Genomic DNA, 19,963 nt, shown 5'->3' on the forward strand with positions numbered 1-19,963 from the left:
GTCGATGAACCGCGGCCTCGACCTCGTCCTCCGCCGGACTGCGGTGGCGCTGATCACGATCTTCTGTGCGATCAGCCTCAACTTCCTGCTCTTCCGTGTCGTCCCCGGCGACGCGGTGAGCAACCTCGCCCGTGTGCCGAACTCGACCGTGGCCCAGCAACAAGCGCTGCGCCACGAATTCGGCCTCGACCGGTCGATCGGCGTGCAATACGTGGCATACCTCCGCGAGCTCGCGCATGGCAACCTCGGGCGGTCGTTCGCCAACGGCCAGCCCGTCTCCAAGAACCTGGGCGAGGCCCTCGGCAACACGCTGCCGATGGTCCTGCTCGGCACGGTGGTGGCGATCCTCGCCGGCATCGCGACCGGCGTACTGGGGGCGGTACGGCGGGGAACCCGGACGGACCGGGCCTTGACCGTCTCGTCGCTGACCGTCTACGCGCTTCCGGCGCAGTGGGTCGGGCTGCTGCTGCTCTTCCTCCTCGGCGGCGTCTTCCCCTCAGGCGGCCGCGTCGACGAGTTCCTGATCGAGCCGAGCCCGTGGCAGCACACGGTCGACGTGCTCTGGCACATGACGCTCCCCTCACTCGTGGTGGGCCTCACCCTCTTCGGTCAGTACACGCTGCTCACGCGCACCGCGATGCTGGAGACCCTCGCCGAGGACTACGTGCTGACCGCGCGCGCCAAAGGCCTGTCGACGCCACGCATCGTGCGCCACCACGCGCTGCGCAACGCGATGCTGCCGATCTCGACGCTGATCGCGCTCTCGCTCGGCTCCGTCGTCGGGGGTGTCGTGCTGATCGAGACGGTCTTCTCGTGGCCGGGCATCGGCCGCGCCATCTACAGCGCGGTGACCTCGCGCGACTACCCGATGTTGCAGGGTGCGTTCCTGGTCCTCACGGTCGTCGTGGTCGTCTGCAACTACGTCTCCGATCTCATCTATCTGCGACTCGACCCCAGGATCACCGTATGACCCAGTTCCGGTTACTCCGCCAGCCCGCGATCGCCGTCGCGGCCGGGGTGCTCGCGTTGACACTGCTGGTCGCGCTGTTCGCGCCGCTGCTGGCGACGAGCGCGGCCGGCCGCCGCGTCGGCCCGGTCTTCGGCAGCCCCTCCTCCGCTCATCCCCTCGGGCTCGACGACGCGGGCCAGGACGTGCTCTCACTGCTGTTGCGCGGTGCGCGTACGGTCTTGATCGTCGGTGCGGCGGCCAGCCTCGTCGCGGTTCTGATCGGCTGTGCCGTCGGGGTTCTCGCAGGTTATGCGGGGGGCTGGGTGGACAGCGTCCTCATGCGCGTCACGGACTACTTTCTTGTCGTCCCGGCGCTGCCGTTCATGATCGTCGTCGCTGCGATCTGGGGACCAAGCCTGAGCCACATCATCCTGGTCATCGGGCTGCTGTCGTGGACGCAAATGGCGCGGCTCACGCGTGCCCAGACGATGTCGCTGCGCGAGCGCGGCTACATCCTGCGCGCCCGCGGCCTGGGCAGCAGTCATCTGCGGATCGTCACCCGCCACCTGCTGCCGCACCTCACACCGCTCGTCGTCGCGAACGCCGCGCTGACGGTGGCCGCCGCGATCTTCGCCGAGGCCGCGCTGGCGTTCCTCGGCCTCGGCGATCCGACGAGCATCTCCTGGGGCCGCATGATCGAGCACGCCTTCAGCCGGTCGGCACTCAGCGCCGGCGCCTGGTGGGCCTTCGTCCCCCCGGGCCTGTGCATCGCCGCCGTGGTCGTGGCCTCCAGCGTCATCGGCCAGGGCGTTGCCGAGATCGCCAACCCCCAGCTCCGGCACGACCACCTGCCCCCAAGGCGGGTACGGCTGCGCACGACGGCGGCGGGCGGCGGTGGCGGCGGCGGCGGCGGCGAGGACGACAGTGGCGGGTCTGATTCCGGTCGGCGACTTCGCAGACGTACGGCTGCGACCGTTATGGAGGAGTGATGAACGGACCGGTGCTGGAAGTTCGTGATCTCAATGTCTGGTTCGACGGGCCCGGCGGACGGGATGTCCATGCCGTACGCGGTGTGAGCTTCGACGTGCGTCCTGGGGACCGGCTGGCGCTGGTCGGGGAGTCGGGCTGCGGCAAGACCACGACCGTGCTCGGTGTGCTCGGGCTGCTGGGGGCCACCGCGTCGGTCTCTGGTTCGGTCCGTGTGGACGGGCAGGAGGTACTGACCGGCGGCGATGCCGCGATGGCAGCCTATCGCTGGTGTGACCTCTCGATCGTCTTCCAGGGGGCGCTGAACGCACTCAATCCCGTACGGACCGTGGGCAGCCAGATCGCCGAGGTCCTACCGCGCGACGGGCGGGTATCGCGACGGGCGGCGCTGCGGCAGGCCGGCGAGCTCCTCGAGCGGGTCGGGATGGCGGCCCGCAACGTGGCCCTCTATCCGCATGAGCTGTCGGGTGGGATGCGCCAGCGTGCGTGCATCGCGATGGCACTCGCGGGCGAGCCGCGTGTGCTGTTCGCCGACGAGCCGACGACAGCTCTGGACGTCGTCGTGCAGGCGCAGATCCTCGAGCTGCTCGACCGGCTGGCGGACGAGCTGGGGCTGGCCGTCGTGCTCATCAGCCACGACCTCGGGCTCGTCGGCCAGCTCTGTGACCGGGCGATGGTGATGTACGCCGGCCGCGCGGTCGAGGAGGGGCCGACCGAGGGGCTCTACACCACCCCCCGCCACCCCTACACACGACTCCTCTACGAGGCGACGCCCGTACTCGGCGCCGATCGTCCGCTGCGCTCCATCGGCGGCAGCCCACCCTCCCTCGACGTCCCCCTCGCGGGCTGCGCCTTCCGCAGCCGCTGCCCCGACGCCGAGGACCGCTGCTCCCTCACTGAGCCCGCCCTCACCCCCGTCGCTCCGGCCCGCCACGCCGCCTGCCACCTGATCAGGAAGCCATGAGTCATCTTCTCGAGGTCGAGAACCTGCTCCTCCACCACCGCGCTCCGCGTACGGTCGCCGATCGGTTGGCTCGGCGGCCGGCCCGTGTGGTGCGAGCGGTCGACGGCGTGTCACTGCATGTCGATCGGGGCGAGCTCGTCGCGCTGGTCGGCGAGTCAGGCTCGGGCAAGTCGTCGACCGCCCAGAGCATCCTCGGCCTGGTGACGCCGTCACACGGGACCGTACGCATCGACGGCTCCGCGATCGAGGGCCTCGGGGCTCGCGCGATGCGGCCGTGGCGCCGGCGGATGCAGATGGTACTTCAGGACCCGTACGGCTCACTGGACCCACGCTGCACGGTCGCGTCGATCGTCGAGGAACCGCTGCTGATCCACCGCCTCGGCGGCTCGGCGGAGCAACGGCGCGCCAAGGCCGTGGACGCACTCGAGCGCGCGGGTTTGCGGCCTGCCGAGACTTTCCTGCCGCGGCGCCCTCGCGAGCTGTCGGGCGGGCAGCGCCAGCGTGTCGCGATCGCCTCCGGCCTCGTGCTCGACCCGAGCCTCCTGATCGCCGACGAGCCCGCCTCGATGCTCGACGTCTCCGTACGCGCGGGAGTCCTCGGGCTGCTGCGCGAGCTGTGCGACAGTGGCGAGACCGGCATCCTCCTGATCACGCACGACCTCGCCACCGTCGCGCACTATGCCGACCGGCTGGCCGTCATGTACCTCGGGCGGATCGTCGAGGAGGGCCCGACCCGTACGGTCCTCGAAGCGCCGGCGCACCCGTACACCCGTGCGCTCATGTCGTCGGTGCTGCACCCGGACCCGCGCGAGCGGCGGAGTCGCGTGGTGCTCGGCGGTGATGTTCCCGACCCGGGTGCGCGGCCGGACGGCTGCGCGTTCCATCCCCGCTGCCCGCTGGCCGACGACGGCTGCCGTACGACCGATCCCGCGCTCGGCCCGGTGGATAAGCGTCCCGCCGGGCACAGCGCGGCCTGCCTGCGACCGCTACCGGCCGGCCATACGACCACAGCGCCGGCCGACCCGGGAGGTACGGCCGGGACGTTGCCGCCCGCCGATCCGGGTGCGGTCCCGGACCCGTTGCCCGACGGTACGGTGATGCCGTGACCATCCCCGAAGAGCCCACGCCGACGGTGCTGTTCCGTCCGATCAGCGGCACACGAGCGTTCGAGGAAGTCGTCGGACAGATCACCTACGCGATCCGCGCGGGCTACTACGCACCGGGCGACAAGCTCCCGACCGTCGCGGAGCTCGCCGAGCTCCTGCGCGTCAGCCGGCCCACCGTCGGCGACGCGGTGCACGTGCTGGCGCGTGCCGGGGTCGTTGAAGTACGCCGGGGCGCTACGGGCGGGATCGTGGTGCGCTCGGGGAACGTGCCCGCTGCGCTGGTCGGCTTCGACGTCGAGCTGCGCGCCCGCGAGATGATCGAGCTGGTGGAGGCGCGCAGGCCAGTGGAGATGGAGCTCGCGCGGCTCGCCGCCATGCGCGCGACCGAGAAGGACTTCGAGCAGATGGCCGAGGCGACAGCGATGCTGCACGCCGCGCAGGAGCGCGACGACGTCATGCATGCCGAGAACCTCTTCCACTACCTGATCGGCAGGGCCGCCCGCAGCGACATGCTCGCGCGCTACCAGCACGAGATCCTGGAGGCCAAGGCCGTACTCGTGAACTCGTGGACCGTGCAGATGGACCCGGTGCCGCTGGCCACCGTCCACGAGGAGACGCTCGCCGCACTGCGCACGCGCGACCCCGAGGTCGTCCGGGCGGCGATGGACCACCATCTCCACGACCTGGAGGACACCGTGGAGCGAATGCGGCGCGGGCGCGACCGCGATGCCCGGCGGTCCGCGAAGGCGAAGAAGCCGTCCTAACATCAAAGTCTTTTATCTTTGATGTTAGATCGATAGAGTCCTTGTCATGCGGAACCTCCTGCCCTCGGAAGGCCTGAACGCCGAGATCCTCACCGAGGTCGCCCGGCACACCGAACGCACCATCGAGATACGCCGTCACCTGCATGCCAACCCCGAACTGGGCTTCGAAGAGCACGCCACGAGCGCGTACGTCGCGGACCACTGCTCGGCACTGGGACTCGACGTCCGGCGCGGTGTCGGCGGCACCGGGGTGATCGCCGACCTCGACTCAGGACGGCCCGGCCGCACGGTGCTGGTCCGTGCCGACATGGACGCCCTGCCGATCTCGGAGGTGGACGACGGGCGACCGTACCGCTCGACCGTGCCCGGTGTCATGCACGCCTGCGGGCACGACGGCCACACCGCGATCGCACTGAGTGTCGCGCACGTCCTGCACACGCTCGGCGACCACTGGAGCGGGCGCGTCCGCATGTGCTTCCAGCCGGCCGAGGAACTCGACGACGGTGCTCGCCGGATGATCCGCGACGGGGCCATGGAGGGCATCGACCGCGCCGTCGGCCTGCACCTGACCTCGCTCATGCCGACGGGCCGGCTCGGCCTCGGCCCGGGGTTGCTGCTCGCGAGCCTCGACACCTTCCACATCACGATCACGGGTACGGGCGGGCACGCGGGCGCCCCGGGCGGTGCCATCGACCCGGTGTCGATCACCGCCGAAGTGATCCTCGCGCTGCGCGATCTCGGAAAGCGGGCCCACGCGGACGGATCCGTCGTCACCGTCGCCCAGGTCAACGGCGGTGCGGCCCCGAACATCATCCCCGCCGAGGTCGCGCTCGCGGGCACGATCCGCACACTCGACGCCGAAGGACGCGTCGCGCTCCGCGAGATGGTCGAGCAGACCGCCCGTGGCGTCGCCGAGCTCCATGGGGCGACCTCCACGTTCTCGCGCGGCGCCGGCTGCCCGCCCCTGACCAACGACCCGGCCGTCACCTCGCTGGTCCGGGACGCGTTCGCCGGAGCATTCGGACCAGACCGGGTCCTCGACGTCGAGCCGACGACCGGCTCGGACGACATGGCCCTCTACCTGGACATGGTCCCCGGCTGCTACTACGCCGTCGGCGCGGGCTCCCCCGACGCCGTCCCGCATCACCACCCGGCCTTCGACATCGACGAGCGCTCCCTGGTGGTCGGAGTCGAGTCCCTCACCCGGGCGACGCTCGCACTGCTCGCCTGACCCGTCGCTGATGAACTGGAGAGAGATGTTGCTGTCGATATCCCCTGCGCGTACGCGCACACGGTGGCTGGCCACGACCGCGCTCGCCACGCTCGCCACGTTCGCGGTCGGCACCGGCACCGCCGCCGCGGGCGCGGTCCCCACATCCCCGGCGCCCCCACGGCTGCTGGAGCCGCTGAAGCCCTGCACCTACGACGGCGCGCCGGCGGGCGCCCGCTGCGGCACCGTCGAGGTCCCGCTCGACCGCGCGGAGCCGCGCCGGGGCACCACGCGCGTCGGGTTCGCGTTCCTCCCCCGGCGCGACCAGTCGCAGCCGTCGCTCGGCACGGTCGTGCCGAACCCCGGCGGGCCCGGCGCCCCGGCGTCGCGCTTCGTGAACTACGCCGGCCTGCTGGCGCCGCTGCTCGACCGCCGCGACCTGCTCCTCGTCGACCCGCGCGGCATCGGGCTGTCGCAGCAGATCACGTGCAAGTCGATGACCGATCCGCTCGCCGGCTTCTCGCACCCCACGCTCGTCGCCGCGATCGGCGCGTGCGGGCGGGAGCTGGGCTCGAAGGCCGGGCTCTACGGCTCGGCCGCGGTCGCGGACGACATCGACGCGGTCCGCCAGGTCCTCGGCCTCGATCGCCTCGACCTTTGGGGCGACTCCTATGGCACGTACCTGATGACGGTCTACGCGGCGCGCCACTCCGAGCACGTCCAATCGGTCGTGCTCAGCGGCTCCTACCCGATCGCGTTCGACACCTTCGGGCGCGACCGGCTCGACGCCGGGCTGCGGGCGATTCACCTGATCTGCGCGGGCACGCGCTCCTGCGACGGCGACGCCGTCATGCGCGACCTCGAGCGGGTCGCCGCGCGGCTGCGCAGCCACCCTGTCCGCTTCACCGTCGCGACCGGTTCGCGTACCTATCAGGCGACGCTCGACGAGGCCGCGCTCGCATCGGTCGTCTACGCGCGCGGCGAACGGTCGCTGTCGGCGGCGCTGCCGTCCGCGCTCGCGAACGCCGCGGCCGGCGACCTCGACCCGCTGAAGCGCCTCGCCTCGCTCGTGATGCTCGACGTCGCCGGGCTGACACAGAATCCGGCCTTCAGCCCGACCGCCTTCGCGGCCGTCATGTGCCACGACTACCCGCGCGCGTTCCGCTACCAGGACCCGCCGGCCGTGCGCCGCGCCGACTACCGGCGGGCGCTGTCGACGCTCGGCCCGGCGGCCTTCGGGCCGTTCTCGGCGGCGGGATGGACGGCGGCCGGATTCGAGGGCGCCGACCTCTGCATCGACTGGCCGAACGATCCGACCGCAGGCTCCCCGGTCGCCACCGGCCGGCCGCTGCCGGACGTGCCGGTGCTCGTCCTCTCCGGCGACCTCGACGCGAACACGCCGAGCCGCGCCGGTCGCGAGACCGCGGCGCAGTTCCCGCACGCGATCTTCGCGGAGGTCGCCAACGCCGGCCACACGCCGTCGGGAGATCCGTGCGCCCTCGCGCTCGCGATCGGCTTCGTGAAGACACTGTCCGCCGATCCGGGGGCATGCCTCCGCACCGGGACGCCGCCGCCGGTGCCCGGACGCGCCGCGGTCTCGGCGGCGCAGCTCCCGCCGGCGCACGCGGCCGCGACGCCCGCGGTCCGCCGCGCGCTCGGGCTCGTCGGCGCGACCGCCGAGGACCTCGTGCAGCATAACGGAGTGGTCCGCGCATGGGGCGCTGCCGACGGCCTGCGCGGCGGACGTTACGCCACCGACACGGCGACACCCGGCGCGATCACGCTGACGGCCGTGCGCGTGGTACGCGACGCGAGTGTCTCCGGGACGCTGACGCCCGGCGCCGGTCAGCAGCTCATCGGCACGCTGCGGCTCTCCGGGCCCGGCGTGACGCCGGGCCGGCTGCAGGTACGGATCGCGCTGGGGACCGGAGCCGGCCACGCCACCGGCACACTCAGCGGACACGCGGTCGACCTTGACTTCCAGCTCGAAGGCGGGCGGTGAGCGTCGGCAGCCGCCCCGTGGGCCAGTGAGCACGGTCTCGATGCCGGCCCCGGCGAGGGTCTCCTTCATGCGAGCGGGGAACGTGCCATCCCGGTCGCGGGTCAGATAACGCGCCCGGCAACCCGCGTATACGTTGTCGCGCGCTGAGTGCGGGAACACCTTTGCGCGCAGCCGGAAGCGGTGGGCCCGGCCCACCTGATCAACGTGGCGTTGAAGGAACTGGTCCGCACACGGTGTGAGCTGCCGGGGCACACGACATTGGACGCGACCCAGGTCATCCAGTCCCTGAGAAAGAGCTGCACCCATCCGGGCTCAGTCCCTCGCCCCCTGCCCCCGCGGCTTGACCAGACCGGAGTCGTAAGCTGCGACGACTGCCTGCAGACGGTCGCGGACGCCGAGTTTGAGCAGCAGGCTCTGGACGTGGCTCTTCACAGTGGTCTCGGCGACGTGAAGCGCCTGCACGATCTCGGCGTTGGAGAGCCCGCGGGCCAGCAGCAGAAGCACGTCGATCTCCCGCGCGGAGAGCAGCTTCCGCAGGTCCTGACCGTCGGCCTGTTCGGGTCCGCCCGCCATGCGCTCAAGAAGTCGGCGGGTCACGGACGGCGCGAGGATCGCCTCGCCGGCAGCGATCACCTTGACGGCTTCGACGAGCTGATCCGCGGTGGAGTCCTTCAGCAGGAATCCGGAGGCTCCCGCGCGCAGTGCCTGGGCCACGTAGTCGTCCAGGTGGAAGGTGGTCAGGACCAGGATGCGGCACGGCGCGGGACTCTGGGCGAGTAGGGCGCGGGTCGCGGAGACGCCGTCGAGATGGGGCATGCGGATGTCCATCAGCAGGACGTCGGGGCGCAGTCGGCGGGCCGCCTCCACAGCTTCGGCGCCGTCGGCTGCCTCGCCGACGACGTCGAAGCCGGGTTCGGTCTCGAGCATCGCGCGCAGGCCGGCCCGGATCAGGGTCTGGTCGTCGGCGATCAGGATCCTGATGGTCACGGTGCCTCTCCGGTCATCCGCAGGGTGGCGTGGACTTCGAATCCGCCACCCTGGCGGCGCCCGGCGCGCAGGGTGCCGTCGTACATCGCGGCGCGCTCGCGCATCCCGACGAGTCCGTGGGCGGCGGCGGACGGCTCGCTCTGCGGGCCGAGACCGTCGTCGACGACGCAGACGTGGAGCATCGGCCCGGCCCGGGCGATGGTGACCGAGGCCGTGGCGGGGCGGCCGGCGTATTTGAGGGTGTTGGTGAGCGCCTCCTGGACGATGCGGTAGGCGGCCAGCCCGACGCCGGCGGGCAGCGTCGACGGCTCCACGTCCAAGCGGACCGGTACGCCGGCGGACTCCACCTTCGCGATCAGCTCGGGCAGGGACGCCAGGCCCGGCCGCGGCTCCAGCGGCTCGCCCTCCTCGGGGCGCAGCACGGCCAGAACGCGACGCATCTCGGCCAGCGCCTCTCGGCTGGTGGCGGAGATGGTCGCAAGGTAGTCCGGGACGGCCTCCGGCCGAGTGCGGGCGCAGCGGCCGGCTGCCTCGGCCTGCACGGTGATGAGGCTGATCGAGTGTCCGATGACGTCGTGGAGTTCGCGGGCGATGCGCAGGCGTTCGTCGGCGACGGCGCGTTCGGCACGCTCGCCCTGTTCGCGTTCCAGGCGGCGCGCCCGCTCCTCCAGTTGGACGACGTACGCGCGCCGGGTGCGGACGGCGTAGCCGCAGACCCATGCCAGAACGACGCACAGGCCGATGGAGAGGGCAGCCCACAGGGCTCCGTCGGACGGGCGGACGCGGGCGCCGGGGGAAAGGTTCGCGGCCATGAGCGCGGCGGCGGCCGCCAGCGAGGCGAGGACGCCGCGACCGTCGGCTCCCTCGGTCACCGCGGGGCGGGCGAGCGGAGCGGGAAGCCGGCCCGCGCCCGGCCTGGTCGGACCGGCGGGGCCGTAGACGGCCACGGCATAGGCCGCGGCGAGGGGCGCCGCGACGGCGGCCAGTCCTGGGAAGCCTGTCGCGATCATGAATACGCTGAGGGCGGTGGTCGCTGCCAGAACGGCCAGTGGCGCTCGCCGGCGTGCCAGGATCAGCGCAGCCTGCGCCGGTGCCAGCAGCCACACCGAGAAGCCGGGCAGCCAGGGCACCAGCCGGTTCGTCGTGCCGCAGACGACGACCGCCAAGCCCGCCACGGCGAACAGCGCGTCGACGGCTCGCGACCTCCACCCCGGTTGCCTCATGCCGATCAGCATGCCCGACGTCACCCGTCCCGCGTCCGCAGCAGCGCCAACCCAGCGGCAGCCGTCACGATGACGTACAGGGCGAGCGTGCTCCCCGCCGTCACGGGCCGCGCCAGGAACTCGATGTGCGAGTGCCACAGCGAGAAGCCGAGGTTGGACGGCAGGTACGGGACCGTGTGCCGCCATACGAAGCCCTTCGGGAGGTTGTTGACCAGCACGGGCAGGATCGTGAAGAGGCCGAAGAGGGCCGAGATCGCGACCGCGGTGCTGCGCACCAGCACGCCAAGCAACAGACCGAGCAGCCCGGTCAGCGTCAAGTAGAGGGCACCGCCGAGGACCGCGCCCGCCGCGCCGGGGTCGGTCAGGGATGCGTGAGGCACCGCCCCGGACAGCCGGCTCTGGCCGAGCAGGAACGCAGCCGAGACGGTGACCAGGGCCAGGCCGAAGCCGAGGAGGCCGAGCAGGAGCGCCTTCGCCGCCAGCACCAGCGGGCGCTGCGGCGTCGCCACGAAGGTGCCTCGAATCTCCCCGGTGCCGTACTCAGTGGTCACCACGAGCGCACCGAGCGCGCCGAAGAACAAGGAGGTGATCTGGAGGAAGCCGAGGCTGATGTCGATCGGATGGAAGTGGGCCTGCGCCTGGGCGCCCAAGGTGTGCCAGCGTGACCGGAAGCTTGAGCTGACCAGGAACGAGAGCCCGACGCTGAACGCGAACCCGGCCAGGGCGGTCGACCACAGCGACCGCAGCGAGCGAAGTTTGATCCACTCGCTCGCCAGCACCGCCCGTCCGCGGGACAGCGGCGTCACCGGCGGGCGCTGCGCTTGTGCTGCGGGCATCGGTGTGCCGGTGGTACCAGTGGGCATCACGTGTCCCTCCTTCGGGTCAGCGTCAAGACGGCGCCGGCCGACACGACGACGTACAGGGCGAACAGCGAGAAGCCCTGCCCGGGGCCGAGGCTGTGCGGCGAGGGCGGCATCACGTGCCAGACCTGGGCACCGGCCTCGCCGGGCAGATACGGAAGGATCCGGTCCGCGAGGCTGCCCGGAAGCAGGTTCACCATCAGCGGCAGAACCAGCAGCACGCCGAACAGAGCGGCCAGCCCGAGCGGGGTGGAGCGCGACAGCGCTCCCAGGACCGTTCCGAACAACACGATCAGGGTGAGGTACAGGCCACCGCCGAGGACGGCGCGCAGCACCCCCGGGTCACCCAGCGCCGCATGGGGCACCGGCCCGGTGAAGAGGCGCTGCCCGAGAGCGAAGGCCCCGAACGACGAGGCTGTGCCCACGACCCAGGCGACCGCACCGAGCACCAGCCCTTTGACGACGAGTACCTGTGTGCGCTGCGGTGTCGCCGCGAGCGTCGCCCGGATCAGACCGGTCCCGTACTCGCTCGTCACTGCCAGCACGCCGAGCGCGCCGACGAACAGCTGAGCCAGCTCGATGCCGCGCAGGCTGGTGTAGGTGGGGTCGAAGGCCGCCCGGTCGGACGCGGACAGCGACGCCCAACCGGACCGGTATCCGGAGCCGAGGACGAGCGCCCCGACCACGATCACCACGGCCGTGGCCGCGAGCACCGCCGGCGCGGACCGCACCGACCAGAGCTTGACCCATTCGCTGCGGGCCGTGGCGCGCAGCCGCGCCCGCAGGCCGTACCGCCGCTCCGCCGGCACCGTCTGAACCGTGTACGCGTTCATGCCGGCACCGGAGCCCGGTAGACGACACTGTCCTCGGTGAGCCGGAAGTAGGCCTCCTCCAACGACGAGGTCACGTCCCGCAACTGGTACAGCACGTGCCCCTGCGCGGCGGCAAGCTCGCCGATGGTCTCCGAGTCGACTCCCACGACCAGCAACGTCCCGTCCGGCTCCAGGGTGACCTCGCCGCCCAGCGTCCGCAGTTCGCCCGCGAGCCGGTGGTGGTCGACCGCACGGACCACGACCCGGTTCGTGGCGTCGCGGGCGATCAGCTCGTCCAGCGATATGTCGGCCAGCAACCGTCCCTCGCCGATCACCAGCAGATGGTCGGCGGTCAGCGCCATCTCGCTCATCAGGTGGCTGCTGACCAGCACGGTGCGCCCCTCAGCGGCGAGGGAACGCATCAGGGTCCTGATCCACAGGATGCCGTCCGGGTCCAGACCGTTGACCGGCTCGTCGAACAGCAGGATCCCGGGGTCGCCGAGCAACGCACCCGCGATGCCCAGCCGCTGCGACATGCCAAGAGAGAACCCGCCGACCCGCTTACCCGCCACAGCGGTGAGGCCGACCTGCTCCAGCACGACGTCGACCCGGCTCCGGGGGATGCCGTTGGCGGCGGCCAGGCTGTGCAGGTGGTTGTAGGCCGATCGCCCCGGATGCACCGCGCGGGCGTCCAGCAGCGCGCCGATCTCGTAGAGCGGCCACACCATCCCCTGGTATCGGCGGCCGTTGACGGTCACCGACCCGGAGGAGGGCAGGTCCAGCCCGAGGATCATCCGCATCGTCGTCGACTTGCCAGCCCCGTTAGGCCCGAGGAACCCGGTGACCCGGCCGGGCTCGACGCGGAAGTCCAGCCCCGAAACGGCTGCCTTGCGGCCGTACCTCTTGGTCAGTCCCCGCGCCTCGATCACTGCTGCCTCTCCTCATCCATGCGTGTTTTCATGCAGGCGATGCTAGGAACGCGCCCAGCAAGCCGGCCTCCGCCGCGTGGAGGAAAGCCCGGCCACAGCGTGCTCGCGCCTCCTCCTCAAGGAGGAAGGAGCACGGTGCGTACGGTGTGCACCTGATCGGCCGGCGGGCGGGGCCCTCTACACGGCTGCTGGCTGACTCGTCCCGAACGCATAGGTTCCGTCCGGCGCCTCCGCTACTGGCCATGTGGCCGAAGCTCCTGGCCATCTGGCCGAACGAAGATCCTCCGTTGGGAGGATATTTTGCGCGGCGAGGCGGCAAAGAATGAGTCACCCTCATGTTTTGGCCTGATGGGAGTAGACGCTTCATGCGCCGCTTGCTCACGCGCACGGCACCGTCGTCACCCCGGCTGTGGCCGCGCCGGCTCTGGCCGCCCCGACAGCGTCCTGATCGTCCTGTACTCCGATCGGGACGTCCTCCTCGACCCCTCTCCGGGAGCATTCATGCCACTTGACCGCTCATCCCCCTCGTCCCCGAGACGATTCATGGCCAGGACCGCCGCCGTGACTATGGCGACGGTGTTATCAGTGACGGTCGGCCTGGCCGGGCCCGCGGCGGCCGACCCTCCCACGGTGCCCGGTTGCGGTGGTGCGGGCTCGGCCCTGGTACCGGCGACCATCCCCCGGGTGGTGTCGGCCGTGGGTGACAGCGTCAGTTCAGGCGAAGGCACAGGCGGCTACATCGCAGGCACCTCCTCCTCCTCGTCCTCGTTCTATCGCCACCAGTCCCCCTACGCACCCGGGCCGCTGGCCTGGATTTACCTGGAGACGACCAACAAGCCGCTCGTGTCCTCCCTGACCATGCAGGACGGGTATCTCGAGGACACCTGGGGCTTCGACAGGCTCGCGTTCTTCGCCTCCTCGGGAGCTGAAAGCAAGCACCTGGTGATACCCCAGGTGGACTCCGACACCGGGCGCAACAGGAACATCCCCCAGGCCGACGGGATCCTCCCCAGCTCCAACGTGGTGATCTACGGGTTCGGCGGCAACGACGCGCACTACGGCGACATCCTGCAGACAGCGCTCATGGCCTACGCAAATACGGCCATCCCGGCTTATCTGCAGGGCTTGGCGCCGGGGCCGGGCGTGTGGAAGAACGCGCAGCTCACCGACGTCCAGGCCGCGATAGCCCGCGAGCAGCGCAAGATGGCCGATGTGCAGACCAGCGTCTACAAGTCGCTCTCCACGGTGCGCGCCGCCGCCCTGAACGCCATGATCGCCGTCACGCTGTATCCCATAGGAGTGAAGCCGACCGGCAACACCCACAGGACCCCCCTCATGGGCGGCCTGACGCTGGACGCCGTCTACGGATTCGCCACCGCGCTCAACGACACCATTCGGGCCGCGGTCCAGAAGTTCAACAGCGACCACCCGCAGTGGCCGCCGATCGAGATCTTCGACCCCAACACCGCGGGCCCCGGTGGCACCAGCGTCATGGCCGGCCACGAGGTCGACGAGCCGGATTCCTACTTCACCCCGTGGATGCTGGACGAAAACGAACTGGCCCAGGGAAACCTGCTGCACGCCTTCCAGGAGAGCTTCCACCCCAATCGTCGGGGGACGGTCGCGCTGGGCCAGGCCCTGGCGATCTGGCTGCAGGCCAAATGCCCGGGGCTCTGGCCCACGCCGCCGACATTCGCCCAGGTGAACATCCCCGCCCAGCCGTACAAGGCCCCGCTGCAGGCCAACAGGCTGCCCGGCCTGCTCCTGAGGCACATGGCAGCCGTCGCCGCCCACAACAGCGGCATCCCGGGCGCCGTCGTCAGCGGCGGAGGCGGCGGACCCGTGCCTCGCGGTGACGTCTACGCCGAGCCCGAAAGCCCCCTGTACAACCTGTGGCTGGCCATGTGGGCGGCGGCCAGTTCCACGACGGGCAGCAGTGACCCGACCTCGACGGGTACGGGTGACGCCAGCACGCCCCGCGGCAACACGCCGGAAGTCTGCTGCGGGCGCAAGTACTGGTATGAGTCAGACGACAACGGCAAAACCTGGGTGCGGGTCGAGTCGGGCGGAGACCTGACCGGGACGCGGTACGTACTCATGCCGCCTGATTTCGTCCCGCCGGCCGGCACCACCCACTCGACGCCGTCCGGCGTGCTGACGCCCCCTCGCCCCGGCGGGGTCACCCCGGGCGGATACGACAACCCCGGCGGCATCGGCCCCGGCGGCATCTTCGACTACTACGTTCCGCCGCCTGTGCCCACTGATTCCTCTGGGGGCGGTGGCGGCCGCGACTCCGCCTGCGACGGGGTCTACGTCCCCTGTCCGCCGAGGTCCACCTTCGCCAACCTGGCCTGACCGTCCCGAGATCCCCGGGGTCCGGGCCCCGGGGATCTCGCGTATGCCTCTGAACCACCGACGGGAAAGGCGTTGGCCGGGCTGAACCCGGGACGTTCCCGGACATGTCCCTGGACGCGCACCCCGTGTTGCACGACGGCGCCGTGACATTGCGGTCCGCCACCGGCGCCGACGTCCCGGCGCTCGCGGCCATCCGGTCCACCCAGGAGGTGTACCGGTGGTGAGGCAGGGATTCTCGGGATGTCAGGCGCAGGCCGTGCGCTGGAGCAGGGCGTTAAGGGCCTGATCAGGCTTTCCCGTGTACGGTGTGGCGGCCAGGCTGACCTCGCGGAGGCCGTCCTGGCGGTGGAATGCCGCGGCGAAGTAGCCGCCGATCCCGCCGGCCTGACCGTAGAAGACGCCGCAGGGCGTCTGCAGGGTCGACAGGCCCATCCCGTAGGTGGTGCCGGGCACGGGCGTCTTCATCAGCGCGAGCTCGGCGGGAGGCAGAAGCCGGCCGCCGAGCAGGGCTCGCAGGAACCGGTTGAGGTCGGTGGTGGTGGAGACGATGCCGCCGGCCGCTCCCAGGATGGTCGGATTGAGCGTGGTGATGTCGGTGACGGCGCCGCCGACCATGGCGTAGGACCGCGGGTGCGGCCCGGTGATCCGGGTGGTTTCGCTCGGCGCGGATGTGCGGGTCAACCCCGCGCGCACGATCACGCGCTCGGTGACCTCGCGAGCGTACGGCCGGCCGGTCGCGGCCTCCACGACCATGCCCAGCAGGACGTTGCGGCGGCCTGGCGCCGATTCCACCCCGTCCACCGCCGCAGCCTGGCCGCGCCTCCAGGGAGCGCCGCCGCGAACAGCAGGACGAGAGTCGCCGGACCGCATCCCAGTCCCGACAGCAGGTAGCCGCAGCTCCGGGTGGCCTGCGTCCATCTCTCGCCGCGTGGCACCGGGGCCCGCTCCTCGTCAGGCGGCCCGACGGCGAACTCCGTCGTCGTCGGCCGCCGTCCGAGCCTCCAGGTAGCCGCGAGAGATGGCAGCGATTTCATGGGCCGCCGGCCTCAGACCGGCGACCCCGAGCAGGCAGCCGGCGGCTCCTTAGGAAGGATGATCATGAGCCATCGGTCAGGCGTTCGTTTGCGAGCTGGTTGCGTCGGATCTTGCCGACGTCGTCGCGGGGCAGGGCATCGATGAATTCGAACGTCTTGGGGGTTTTGTAGTGGGCCATGCGGTCCCTGCAGTGCCGACGGAGTTCTTCTTCGCCGGGTGGCTGCTTGGGGTCGGCGACGACGATGGCGTGCACGCGTCGGCCCCATGCCTCGTCGGGCAGACCGATGACGACGACGTCGAGGACACCGGAATGTTCGCTGAGCGCCGCCTCGACTTCGGCGGGGTAGACGTTCTGGCCGCCGGTAATGATCAGGTCCACGCGGCGGTCCGCGATGAACAGGTATCCGTCCTCGTCGAGCCAGCCGAGGTCACCGACGCTCACCGCGCCATCGCTGGTGGCCGTGGCCGGCTCCGCTCCCCAGTAGGTGTAGTTGTCATTGGGGTTCTCCGTGAAGCCGGCCGGCGGGCGAAGCCAGCGGAGGTAGATGTTGCCGATCTCGCCGGGAGCCACCGGAACACCTTCGTCGTCAAGGATGCGCACTTCCGTCAGGTCGCCGCCCTTGCCGACGCTGCCGGGGTGCGCGAGCCACTCCTGACCCCAGATGAATGTGCCACCAGCACTTTCCGAGGAGCCGAACGCTTCGAGCACCCGGTCAGGTCCCAGTAGTTCCAGCCAACGCCGCTTGACCCATTGGGGGCATACCGCGCCTGCGTGGTAGAGGGCTTTCACACTGCTGAAATCCCGGGAGTCGACATCGGGAACTCGAAGCATGCGCTGCAGCTGGGTGGGCACCATCACCATCCAGGTGACCTGGTAGCGCTCAATCATCTCCATCGCCCGCTGCGCGTCGAATCGTTCCAGCAACACCACCGTGCAGGCATGGAACAGATTCTGATAGGTCTGCAGGAAAGGCATCGCGTGGTACATCGGGCTGGACACCAGCGCCGTGCCGTACGGTTCCCGTCCGAAGATGTCCCGCTGGCCGGGTTCGAGCGGCACTGCGACCATGGGCCTGGGGTTGACGAGGATTTTCGGCCGCCCAGAGGAACCGCCGGTGGCCAGCGCCGTGCCGGGGCAGGACACGGCATCCGGCAGCGCGTCGGCGCTGTACTGTCCGGCGTCCATCAGCTCGGTCTGGCTGATTCCCGGTAGTGCCCACGCGTGGGGATCCCCGACGACGAACAGTTCCCGCCCGGATTCCCGGGCCGACGCCAAGGTCAACTGACGCTCGTGTTCGGGCAGGGTGGAGTTCATCGTCAGTACGCACGCACCCAACTTCCAGGTGGCGAACGACGCGACCGCGTGCGCGATCCCGTTGGGCAGGGCAACCAGTACGACACTTTTCGGGCCGACCCCTACCTGGGCCAACCTGCGTGCGGCCTGGTTGCTGCGCCGGTCGAGCTCACCGAAACCGATCACGGTCTCTCCACCGGCCTGGTGCGCCACGATCAGTGCCGGACGGTCAGGAGCCGACGCGGCCAGCGTCGCCAACCGCTGCCCAAACGTCACAGCAGTGGAACCTTCGAATGCGGTCGTTGTTGTCACAGGTCCTCCGCGTTGATCGGGCGGCGCCGTCGATCCTCCGCCACGGTGCAGTAGCGTCGTTCGGGTAATGGCGTTATGATACCGGCGTTACCAGGTTGGTCAATCCCAGCGGAGTCAGGCGGATGGTGAGCCATGCGGGACGCGGTGATCGTGGAAGCGGTACGGACCCCGGTGGGACGTCGCAACGGTGTCCTGTCGGGGATTCACCCGGCGGATCTCTCGGCGCACGTCCTGCGCGCCTTGGTTTCACGCGCCGGCGTGGACCCTGCGCATGTTGACGATGTGATCTGGGGCTGCGTTGGGCAGATAGGTGATCAGGCGTTCGACATCGCGCGAACCGCCGCCTTGTCGGCGGGCTGGCCGGAGGCGGTCCCCGGGGTCACGGTCGACCGGCAGTGCGGCTCGTCACAGCAGGCGATCCACTTCGCCGCCGCCGGGGTCATCGCGGGTCACTACGACCTGGTGGTGGCCGGTGGCGTGGAGTCGATGTCGCGGGTCCCGATGGGTTCGTCCTTCGTCGGCGGATCCCCCTTGGGTTCCGACTACGCCGCGCGGTACGGCGACACCATGCCGAACCAGGGCGAGGGGGCCGAGATCATCGCAGACCGGTGGGGCCTGTCGCGTCAGCAGCTCGACGAGTTCTCGCTCGCATCCCACGAGAAGGCGGCGGCGGCACAGGACGCCGGCCAGTTCGACGCCGAGATCGCGCCGGTGACGTTGCCGGACGGCACCGTGGTGTCAGCGGATGAAGGCGTACGCCGAGGCGGCACGCTGGAAGGACTGGCGAAGCTCAAGCCGGCGTTCCGGCCGGACGGCCGGATCACGGCGGGCAACTCGTCGCAGATCTCCGACGGCGCGGCGGCGGTGCTGGTGACGACGTCCGAGACGGCGGCCGCGTTGGGGCTGACGCCGCTGGTCCGGGTACACACCGCGGTGCTCGCGGCAGACGCGCCGATGCCGATGTTGACCGCGCCGATCCCGGCGACGCGGAAAGCGCTGAAGAAGGCGGGTCTCTCGATCGACGACATCGGCGCCTTCGAGTGCAGCGAGGCCTTCGCGTGCCTGCCGCTGGCGTGGCTCGCCGAGACCGGCGCGAAGGAGAAGGCGCTGAACGTCAAAGGTGGCGCGATCGCGCTCGGCCACCCGCTCGGCGGATCGGGTGCACGACTGACGACGACGCTGATCCATCACATGCGGGCGGACGGCGTGCGGTACGGCCTGCAGACGATGTGCGAAGGCGGCGGCCAGGCCAACGCGACGATCTACGAACTGGTCTGAATTTCGCCCGAACAATGGACTGGAAGCTGGAGCTCATGACTGATTGGGTCAACGCCCGAAGCCGGGCAAGCGGAAGTGGGGCGCGAGCATGAGCGACATGCGCATCGCCGTGATCGGTGCCGGAGTCATGGGCAGTGGTATCGCCCAGACAACGGCCACCTACGGCTACCGCACCCACTGCTACGACCTGTCCGAAGACCAGATAAGGGCCGCGCGGGAACTCGTCGTGAATGGCCGCTACGGCCTGGACCGGGCGGTGGAGCGGAACAAGATCTCACCCGAGTGGGCGCGAGCCGCACAGGAGCGGCTGTCCTTCGGCACCGATCTGGCCGAGGCGCTGGATTCGGCCGATCTGGTCATCGAGGCCATCCCAGAAGACCTGGGTCTCAAGACGCGGATGTTCCGGCGTCTGGACGAGATGGCTCCGCCTGAAGCGATCCTGACGTCGAACACCTCGGGCCACCCGATCTGTGCGCTGGCCGGGGCGACAACGCGTCCGGAGAAGGTGATGGGGTGGCACTGGTCGTCGCCGCCGCCGGTCATGCCGTTGGCCGAACTTGTCGTGACGCCGCAGACCAGCCAGGCGACGGTCGACGCGGTTGTTCAGGTCGCGACCGCGTGCGGCAAGAACCCCGTCGTGGTCAAAGAGAATCCGTTCGTATGGGGATTCGTCGGCAACCGTCTGCTGACGGCGATGGTGCGTGAGGCCCAGCGAGTGGTCGACGAAGGGCTGGCCAGCAAAGAGCAGGTCGATCAGATCGTCGTCGACGGTTATCGATGGCCGGTCGGTCCCTTCGCCATGATGGAGGGGGCCTCGAGCGGGTGGGGCGAGAAGCGCTCACCGTCCACCGCCCCGGAGGGTGCCCCGTGGAAACGCGGCTGACAGTCTCGAGTGC

At 70.5% G+C, this 19,963-nt stretch carries 17 protein-coding genes; 10 read left to right on the top strand and 7 right to left on the bottom strand.

Features of this window, described 5'->3' with window-relative positions:
• The first annotated feature begins 4 nt into the window (after positions 1 to 4).
• Genes ACQP1V_RS28600 through ACQP1V_RS28630 form a run of 7 tightly spaced genes read left to right on the top strand, consistent with a single transcriptional unit; the run spans position 5 to position 7,982 of the window.
• The gene (locus ACQP1V_RS28600; protein WP_433413149.1) at positions 5 to 970 is read left to right on the top strand and encodes an ABC transporter permease; all 966 of its coding nucleotides are present in this window, start codon (positions 5 to 7) and stop codon (positions 968 to 970) included.
• On the top strand, positions 967 to 1,938 hold the full coding sequence (locus tag ACQP1V_RS28605; RefSeq protein WP_433413150.1) for an ABC transporter permease: 972 nt from the start codon (positions 967 to 969) through the stop codon (positions 1,936 to 1,938). The genes ACQP1V_RS28600 and ACQP1V_RS28605 overlap by 4 nt, the downstream gene beginning before the upstream one ends.
• Positions 1,938 to 2,900, top strand: coding sequence for an ABC transporter ATP-binding protein (locus tag ACQP1V_RS28610; RefSeq protein ID WP_433413151.1), 963 nt, complete (start codon positions 1,938 to 1,940; stop codon positions 2,898 to 2,900). The genes ACQP1V_RS28605 and ACQP1V_RS28610 overlap by 1 nt, the downstream gene beginning before the upstream one ends.
• Positions 2,897 to 4,006, top strand: a complete 1,110-nt coding sequence (locus ACQP1V_RS28615; RefSeq protein WP_433413152.1) for an oligopeptide/dipeptide ABC transporter ATP-binding protein — start codon at positions 2,897 to 2,899, stop codon at positions 4,004 to 4,006. The genes ACQP1V_RS28610 and ACQP1V_RS28615 overlap by 4 nt, the downstream gene beginning before the upstream one ends.
• The gene (locus tag ACQP1V_RS28620) at positions 4,003 to 4,770 is read left to right on the top strand and encodes a FadR/GntR family transcriptional regulator (RefSeq protein WP_433413153.1); all 768 of its coding nucleotides are present in this window, start codon (positions 4,003 to 4,005) and stop codon (positions 4,768 to 4,770) included. The genes ACQP1V_RS28615 and ACQP1V_RS28620 overlap by 4 nt, the downstream gene beginning before the upstream one ends.
• A gap of 46 nt (positions 4,771 to 4,816) precedes the next feature.
• Complete coding sequence (locus tag ACQP1V_RS28625) at positions 4,817 to 6,001, top strand: M20 metallopeptidase family protein (RefSeq protein ID WP_433413154.1); 1,185 nt, start codon at positions 4,817 to 4,819, stop codon at positions 5,999 to 6,001.
• 10 nt (positions 6,002 to 6,011) lie between these two features.
• A complete protein-coding gene (locus ACQP1V_RS28630; RefSeq protein WP_433413155.1) occupies positions 6,012 to 7,982 on the top strand; it encodes an alpha/beta fold hydrolase in 1,971 nt (656 codons plus the stop codon).
• 312 nt (positions 7,983 to 8,294) lie between these two features.
• Here ACQP1V_RS28630 and ACQP1V_RS28635 read toward each other — a convergent pair whose 3' ends face one another.
• From ACQP1V_RS28635 to ACQP1V_RS28655, 5 genes are read right to left on the bottom strand one after another with little or no spacing between them, the layout of a single operon-like run.
• Positions 8,295 to 8,969, bottom strand: a complete 675-nt coding sequence (locus tag ACQP1V_RS28635) for a response regulator (protein WP_433413156.1) — start codon at positions 8,967 to 8,969, stop codon at positions 8,295 to 8,297.
• Positions 8,966 to 10,192 (bottom strand): sensor histidine kinase, encoded by a 1,227-nt coding sequence (locus ACQP1V_RS28640; RefSeq protein WP_433413157.1) that lies wholly within the window; start codon positions 10,190 to 10,192, stop codon positions 8,966 to 8,968. The genes ACQP1V_RS28635 and ACQP1V_RS28640 overlap by 4 nt, the downstream gene beginning before the upstream one ends.
• Positions 10,193 to 10,212: 20 nt before the next feature.
• On the bottom strand, positions 10,213 to 11,055 hold the full coding sequence (locus tag ACQP1V_RS28645; protein WP_433413158.1) for a hypothetical protein: 843 nt from the start codon (positions 11,053 to 11,055) through the stop codon (positions 10,213 to 10,215).
• Positions 11,055 to 11,885 carry a hypothetical protein gene (locus tag ACQP1V_RS28650; RefSeq protein WP_433413159.1) on the bottom strand — a complete coding sequence of 277 codons (831 nt, stop codon included), beginning with the start codon at positions 11,883 to 11,885 and terminating at the stop codon, positions 11,055 to 11,057. The genes ACQP1V_RS28645 and ACQP1V_RS28650 overlap by 1 nt, the downstream gene beginning before the upstream one ends.
• A complete protein-coding gene (locus ACQP1V_RS28655) occupies positions 11,882 to 12,793 on the bottom strand; it encodes an ABC transporter ATP-binding protein (protein ID WP_433413160.1) in 912 nt (303 codons plus the stop codon). Before ACQP1V_RS28655 ends, ACQP1V_RS28650 begins: the two co-directional genes overlap by 4 nt.
• 576 nt (positions 12,794 to 13,369) lie before the next feature.
• Here ACQP1V_RS28655 and ACQP1V_RS28660 point away from each other — a divergent pair.
• Entirely contained in the window at positions 13,370 to 15,148 is a 1,779-nt protein-coding gene (locus ACQP1V_RS28660) for a hypothetical protein (RefSeq protein WP_433413161.1), read from the top strand.
• A 243-nt stretch (positions 15,149 to 15,391) separates the two neighbouring features.
• Here the strand turns inward: ACQP1V_RS28660 and ACQP1V_RS28665 are convergent, their stop codons facing one another.
• Positions 15,392 to 15,949 carry a serine hydrolase gene (locus ACQP1V_RS28665; RefSeq protein WP_433413162.1) on the bottom strand — a complete coding sequence of 186 codons (558 nt, stop codon included), beginning with the start codon at positions 15,947 to 15,949 and terminating at the stop codon, positions 15,392 to 15,394.
• A gap of 295 nt (positions 15,950 to 16,244) precedes the next feature.
• Positions 16,245 to 17,789, bottom strand: coding sequence for a class I adenylate-forming enzyme family protein (locus tag ACQP1V_RS28670; protein ID WP_433413163.1), 1,545 nt, complete (start codon positions 17,787 to 17,789; stop codon positions 16,245 to 16,247).
• A gap of 132 nt (positions 17,790 to 17,921) precedes the next feature.
• On the opposite strand from ACQP1V_RS28670, the gene ACQP1V_RS28675 reads away from it, so the two are divergent.
• Both ACQP1V_RS28675 and ACQP1V_RS28680 read left to right on the top strand, forming a co-directional pair.
• Positions 17,922 to 19,067, top strand: coding sequence for a thiolase family protein (locus ACQP1V_RS28675; RefSeq protein ID WP_433413164.1), 1,146 nt, complete (start codon positions 17,922 to 17,924; stop codon positions 19,065 to 19,067).
• An 88-nt stretch (positions 19,068 to 19,155) separates the two neighbouring features.
• On the top strand, positions 19,156 to 19,950 hold the full coding sequence (locus ACQP1V_RS28680; RefSeq protein WP_433413165.1) for a 3-hydroxyacyl-CoA dehydrogenase family protein: 795 nt from the start codon (positions 19,156 to 19,158) through the stop codon (positions 19,948 to 19,950).
• Positions 19,951 to 19,963 lie beyond the last annotated feature (13 nt).

The sequence above is a fragment of the Microtetraspora malaysiensis genome, assembly GCF_050947145.1.
In the GTDB taxonomy this organism is placed as follows: Bacteria; Actinomycetota; Actinomycetes; order Streptosporangiales; family Streptosporangiaceae; genus Microtetraspora_A; species Microtetraspora_A malaysiensis.